The 912-nt window shown below is 64.5% G+C and carries 1 protein-coding gene; it reads right to left on the minus strand.

Features of this window, described 5'->3' with window-relative positions; genetic code table 11:
• Nucleotides 1-134: 134 nt before the first annotated feature.
• On the minus strand, nucleotides 135-884 hold the full coding sequence (gene istB / locus B7R24_RS16825; protein WP_301182499.1) for an IS21-like element helper ATPase IstB: 750 nt from the start codon (nucleotides 882-884) through the stop codon (nucleotides 135-137).
• Nucleotides 885-912 lie beyond the last annotated feature (28 nt).

Raw genomic sequence — 912 nt, forward strand, 5'->3', positions numbered from 1 at the left:
TGTCAATGGCCAATGGTTTGTGCCCATGGGTGGCCAGCGTTTGTGCCCGCTGGTGGCCATGAAAAGTGCCCGTGTATGGCCAACAGTTCTGCCCACCTGGTTTCTGGTGGTGTTGGCCATGGGTCGCGGGTCGGTTAGGGCATTGGGGTGACTCCTTTGCCTGCGAGTGCTTCGGTGAGGCGGATGGAGTCGCCGGAGGTTTGACAGATGTGGGCGTGGTGCAGGAGCCGGTCAACGGTCGCGGTGGCCAGTGTTTTGGGCATGAGCTCGTCGAATGCTGCGGGGTGAAGGTTTGAGCTCACGGCGATGGAGCGTTTCTCGTACGCTGCGTCGACGAGCCGGTACAAGCCCTCGGCGGCGTCGGTACCGACGGGTAGCAGTCCGATGTCGTCGATGACGATGAGGTCGGCGCGGAGGATCCGGGCCACGACCTTTGTGACGGAGTCGTCGGAGCGGTGCGCGCGGATCAGCGCGCCGAGGTCCTCGAGCCGGAACCACGCGACCCGCATACCGGCCTCGACGATGTGCTGGCCGAGGGCTTCGAGGAAGAACGTTTTCCCGGTCCCGGACGGGCCGCAGACGACGACGTTCTCTCTGCGGTGCACCCACTCGAGGGTGCGGAGGGCCTGCTGTGTGGGCGCGGGGATCGAGGACACGGTTTCGTCCCAGGTCGCGAATGTTTTCCCGGTCGGGAACCCGGCAGCCTTCCGCCTCGTGTTCAGCATCGACCGTGACCGGCCGGTGATCTCTTCAACGAACAGGGCTTTGATGACCTCGGTGGGGTCCCAGCGTTGTGTTTTCGCTGTCTGCAGGAGTTCGGGGGCGAGGGCTCTGGCGTAGGGCATTTTCAGTTGCCGCATCATCGCTTCGAGCTCCGCGGGCAGCGGAGGTGCGGTGTTCGTGGTGACGCTC

The sequence above is a fragment of the Subtercola boreus genome, from assembly GCF_003399645.1.
In the GTDB taxonomy this organism is placed as follows: domain Bacteria; phylum Actinomycetota; class Actinomycetes; order Actinomycetales; family Microbacteriaceae; genus Subtercola; species Subtercola boreus_A.